Consider the following 4,791-nt stretch of genomic DNA (forward strand, 5'->3'; position numbering starts at 1 on the left):
TTGGGGTGATGCTGGTGGGGGCAGGCTTTGGGGCACGGCTGGGCTTTCTCACGTTGCTGGTGTACCTGCTGGAAGGGATCCTGGGATTGCCCTTCTTCAGCGGTGGCGGATCCGGGCTTGGCCACTTGGCCGGGGCGACGGGGGGCTACCTGTTGGCTTTTCCCCTGGCTGCAGGGCTGATGGGTTGGTTGGTGGAGCGCTGGGGCGTGGATCGCAACCCCTGGAAGATGGCGCTGGCGATGTTGTCCTGCTCGGCTCTGATTTTTTTGCTAGGAGCCACTTGGCTAGGGGTGTGGCTGAACCAGAATGTTGAGCCCACCTCGATCTTGGCCGTCCTCAACAAGGGGGTCTTCCCTTTTATTCCAGGAGACTTGGTGAAGTGCGGACTGGCGGCAGTGCTGCTGCCCACCATCTGGCGCTGGGTGGGACGGGAAAGGCCACCGGCAGACTCCTAGCCCACTGGGCAAGAGCAGCAACTCTAAAGACCGCTCCGGCAAAGCAGAAGGGGCCTGGGATTAGCCTCGGGTCGGAAAATCTAAAAAAAAGATAACAGCTCCGAGGATTTGGCCTTTTTTCTGAGATTCTAAAAACTGTGCTCAATGCGATGTTCAATACGGCCTATTCATGGAGCTTTTCTTTATATTGCTCTAGAGTTTTATAAGTCGCTGACTGGTCGCGGCAGAGCCCCCTTGTGGGGCTTTTTATTTTCTATCTGCCGACCGGAAAAAGTTGAACTCAACCTACTATGGTCATTCCAAGCTATAATTTGATCTCTATAGACTCCCTAAATAGACGGGAACCCCGTCAGGCAACAGACGCGCCGGATCCCAGAAACATCCTGGTGGGTAGTCATTCAGCCCTTGACGGGCACCTTCTTTTCCAGCCACTGAGCCACTTGATCTGCCAGGTCAACTCCTTCCAACTGACAGAGTTCTCGCAGCATTGTTGGGCTGGTCACGTTCACTTCGGTTAGTCGTTCCCCGATAACATCAATCCCGACAAAATACAGCTTCTCCTGCCTGAGCACCGGCGCCAAAGCCCCGCAGAGAGCCCGTTCTTTTTCGGTAATCTTGGTTTTTTCCACTCGACCGCCGGCAGCAACATTGCCTCGAAAATCGCCCTCTCCAGGGATCCGATTGACGGCGCCCAAAGGTTCTCCTTCCAGCAACAAAATGCGTTTATCTCCTGCCGCCGCCTGTGGCAAATACTCTTGCACCATCACGGGCAGCCGACCAAATTGGGTGCTCATTTCAATCAACGAGTTGAGGTTTGGATCCCCGGCATTGACCCTCAGGATCCCTTCCCCACCTTTGCCACCCAAAGGCTTGAGCACCGCCTGTCCTTCCTGTTCGACGAACTGACGCAGCAGGCGTTTGTTGCTGCTGACGCGGGTACGCGGGATCCACTCTTGGAATTGCAGGGCATAGAGCTTTTCGTTGGCCGAGCGGATCCCGGCAGGATGATTGAGCACCAGCGTGCGGCTGGGGGAGAGACGATCCAAAAGGTAAGTGGCATAGAGATAGGCCGTATCCACCGGTGGATCCTTGCGCATCCACACCGCCTGCATTTGGCTCAGGGGCAGCAGTTGCCGGTCTTTGACCTCATACCAGGGATCCGCTTGCAGATCCAACCGGATTTCCTCAAGGGATCCCCACGTTTCCCCTTGATCCCAGTAGAGATCCGCCAGGCCCAGGCAGAAAATGCGGTGTCCCCGTTTCTGCAGAGCTTCCATCAGGGCAATGCTGGTGTCATGGCCCACCTGCAACTGAGGCAATGGATCGACAATAAAAGCTACCTGCATGGGAGGTGTGGTTCACTGACGAAAGGCTGCCCCGAGTATGCAACAAATCGGAGCCGATGGCTCTCCCCCGGTAGGCTGTTTCCACAAGAGAAGGCCCCCTCTGGAAAGCTCGATGCAGGGTTGTCTTTTTAACATCCTCTTAACCTCGGCAGGCGGCGCAAACGTTAGCTTGATAGGTGGGATCCCTGTTGGCCCCCAGTTTACGGCTGGGTTGGCCGGGTTTCTGGCCTAACTGTGAGGAATGCTCCATCTGTGAGTGCTCCCCCTTCTCAACCCTCAGAGCCGGTTCGCATTGAAACCACGCGGGACTTGCTGGAAGCCTTGCGTGAGGGGCGCTCCCTGGTGGGTGCCAACCTGGAGAATGCCTACCTCTCGCGGGGCCTGTTCGACCGCATTCAGATGCCCAAATCCAATTTGACGCGGGCTAACCTGCGCTCGATCAGCCTGCAGCAAGCCGACCTACGTCTGTGCAACTTTCGCCGCGCTGAGCTAGAGCGGGCCAATTTTACCGCCTCAGATCTACGGGGATCCAGCTTTAGCCAGGCTCTGGGGGACTACAGCAACTTTACCGCCGCCAAACTGGACAAAAGCAGCTTTCAGGGGGGCCGTTTCAGCCATTCCATCTTTCGCGAAGCCAGCTTGGTGGCTGCTAATCTGGCGGAGGGGAACTTTTTTGCCGCCGACTTCCGCCAGGCCAACCTATCTCGCTGCAACCTCTCCCAGGCTGCCTTGGTGAGTTGCCAGCTTCAGTTTGCCAACCTAGAACAAGCCATTTTGGTGGGGGCCAACCTACGGGACGCTCAGATTGAAAACACGCTCTTCAGTGGAGCCGATTTTACCGATGCCAAGCTCTCCGATGAGACGCGCAAGCTCTTAATCGAGCGGGCCAGCGGCACCAACGAGCTTACCCAACGGGATACCCTCAACACCTTGCTGGCGGGATTGCAACCCAAGTCCCGTAAGCTTTTTGGCTTGCTGTGAGGTTGGAGCCGTCAAGGACAACCGGGCTAAAGAGAAAACTCAAAACTGGTTGAGGTCGATCCCGGCTTCCCGGGCCATGGCTCCTATCCCTTTGGCCTTGAGAGTCTTCAAGGCTTTGGTGGAAAGGCGCAGACGAACAAACCGCTTACCCTCTTCCCACCAGATGCGCTTCCACTGCAAATTGACTTCCTGCAGGCGCTTGGTGCGCCGGTGGGAGTGGGAGATGGCAAAAGCGTTGTTGCGTTTCTTGTTGGTTAGTTGGCAGCGACGCGCCATGGGATCAAAGCAAACTCAGCCTAGCTATCGTAAGGCATCTTTTTGTTGGGCAGCAAGCTGAAGTTGACTTTGCAACTGGGCTAGCTCTGCCTTCAGTCGGTCAAAGGTTTGTTGGCAGTGGTTAACGCTTTTTAGGGGCAGCTCTTCATTTTTGGCAATGCAGGTCACCTGTACAGAGCCGTCGGCAGCCTGACGGGTGCGATCCACAAACACTTCCACCGTCACCAGTTTGGTGTAGGGATTTTTTCCGGGAGGCTCGCCGGCCACCCAATAATCAAGGCTGTTGTGGAGGACATTGAGTTGGCAGCGCTCCAAAACGGCGCGGATCGACTCACTGAGCTGCTCGGCTGAGCCCACAAGCTGAGTAACGCAAGAGTATCGAGCCATAGGAGGAGCCAGTCACCACGGTTATCCTACCATCAAGTTTTCGGCTCCTGCAGCCAAAGGCGGGCGGGCGGAATTGCGCTCAAGAGTACTCTACACCGGCTCGGCCAACCCTGCTGCGAGGAGGTGAATTACGTTAGAACATGAACAACTCCCAGGAGAGTTGCCATGTTTAGGGTCTCCTGTTTGGCTCATTCTCTTTTGCTACTGGGATCCCTTGGCCTGGGTTGGATAGGCGTGTCTTTTGCCCACGCGCAGCCCTTTCAGGCGGGCGACCTGGATGGGGATGGCCGTTTGACGGTGCAGGATCTCAACCTGTTGGGGGCTTACTTGCGTGGAGAACGGGGACTGACCGACAACCAGATTCGAGCTGCCGATGTCGACCAGGATGGACGGATCACAGAAGCCGATTGGCAGGTGTTGCAGCAGCGCATTCAGGCAGCAACGGATGTGCCCACAGGACAGGTGCAGTTGGATTCCGCCTATTCGGGACAGGTGGTGGATCGGCTGACAGGGCAGCCCTTGGCCGGGGCGGAGGTGGCCATTCCGGGGGCGGGTATTTCGGTGCGCACCGATGCCCAGGGTCGGTTTCGCCTGCCAGGGCCGCTGCCGGCAGAAGAAATTTTGGTGGCGCGGCTGGAAAATTACTTGCCCTATTCCCAAAGTACAGGCAACGGTCAAGCCAGCGGGGATCGGCCTTGGCAACTGCAGTTGGAGCGCTGGGATCCCAACACAACTTTGGTACTGGAGGCGAATGTCATCCGCCTGGGGGATAACCAGTACTCACCGGAATCGGCTGCCGCCGGGCAATTTTTGGGCCCTGCCCAAGGGGTGGAGATGACCCGCTCTTTCACTTTGCAACGCCTGCCTTCGCGCCCACCGGTTTTGCGGATTGGATCCCTGATTGGGTTGGATACAGCTGCCGCCTATCGGGCCGGTCAATCCCGGATCCCCAGCGCCAATATGTCTCCCATGCAGGTCATCCTGAACGGAGTGGAAGTCGAACAGATTCACCTGGGGGGAGATAACCTACAGATTCCCCTGCCGCTGCAACCTCTGCGCCTGGGCCTGAACACTGTTACCCTGCGCACTGGCAAAACCCTGATTGAGCCCAGCATGGTCACCCGTGGCCCCCAAGTGCCGATCAGCATTCCCCTTTTCGGGGGATCCCTGCACATCTCGGTGCCGGTGGGAGGTGATACGGTCGTCCGGCACGGCGGAGCCTGGGTGGATCATGACGATGTGCAGTTGGCTAACGTAACCATCGAGATCCCCAAGTAAACTACCCGGCCCTGACTGCTTCGCAGTACGGGGCGGGCTTTCGGTAGCCCTGCAGTTGGCAAGCCAAC

At 57.2% G+C, this 4,791-nt stretch carries 6 protein-coding genes; 3 read left to right on the forward strand and 3 right to left on the reverse strand.

Translation table 11 applies throughout. The features are described 5' to 3' along the window. A partial coding sequence (locus tag NW837_RS01485) for a biotin transporter BioY (protein WP_414328955.1) occupies positions 1-455 on the forward strand: 455 nt, incomplete at its 5' end. A 398-nt stretch (positions 456-853) separates the two neighbouring features. Here the strand turns inward: NW837_RS01485 and gshB are convergent. Then, a complete protein-coding gene (gshB, locus tag NW837_RS01490) occupies positions 854-1,801 on the reverse strand; it encodes a glutathione synthase (protein WP_414328956.1) in 948 nt (315 codons plus the stop codon). A gap of 252 nt (positions 1,802-2,053) precedes the next feature. Here gshB and NW837_RS01495 point away from each other — a divergent pair, with 252 nt between their 5' ends. Next, positions 2,054-2,782, forward strand: coding sequence for a pentapeptide repeat-containing protein (locus NW837_RS01495; RefSeq protein WP_414328957.1), 729 nt, complete (start codon positions 2,054-2,056; stop codon positions 2,780-2,782). A 39-nt stretch (positions 2,783-2,821) separates the two neighbouring features. Here the strand turns inward: NW837_RS01495 and rpmB are convergent, their stop codons facing one another. Together rpmB and NW837_RS01505 are read right to left on the reverse strand one after the other, a co-directional pair. Then, a complete protein-coding gene (gene rpmB / locus NW837_RS01500) occupies positions 2,822-3,058 on the reverse strand; it encodes a 50S ribosomal protein L28 (protein WP_011431026.1) in 237 nt (78 codons plus the stop codon). A gap of 24 nt (positions 3,059-3,082) precedes the next feature. Next, positions 3,083-3,445, reverse strand: a complete 363-nt coding sequence (locus NW837_RS01505; protein ID WP_414328958.1) for a hypothetical protein — start codon at positions 3,443-3,445, stop codon at positions 3,083-3,085. A gap of 165 nt (positions 3,446-3,610) precedes the next feature. Between NW837_RS01505 and NW837_RS01510 the strand changes: the two genes are divergently transcribed. Beyond that, positions 3,611-4,723 (forward strand): dockerin type I domain-containing protein, encoded by a 1,113-nt coding sequence (locus NW837_RS01510; RefSeq protein ID WP_414328959.1) that lies wholly within the window; start codon positions 3,611-3,613, stop codon positions 4,721-4,723. Positions 4,724-4,791: the final 68 nt, after the last annotated feature.

The sequence above is a fragment of the Synechococcus sp. R6-10 genome, from assembly GCF_047461815.1.
In the GTDB taxonomy this organism is placed as follows: Bacteria; Cyanobacteriota; Cyanobacteriia; order Thermostichales; family Thermostichaceae; genus Thermostichus.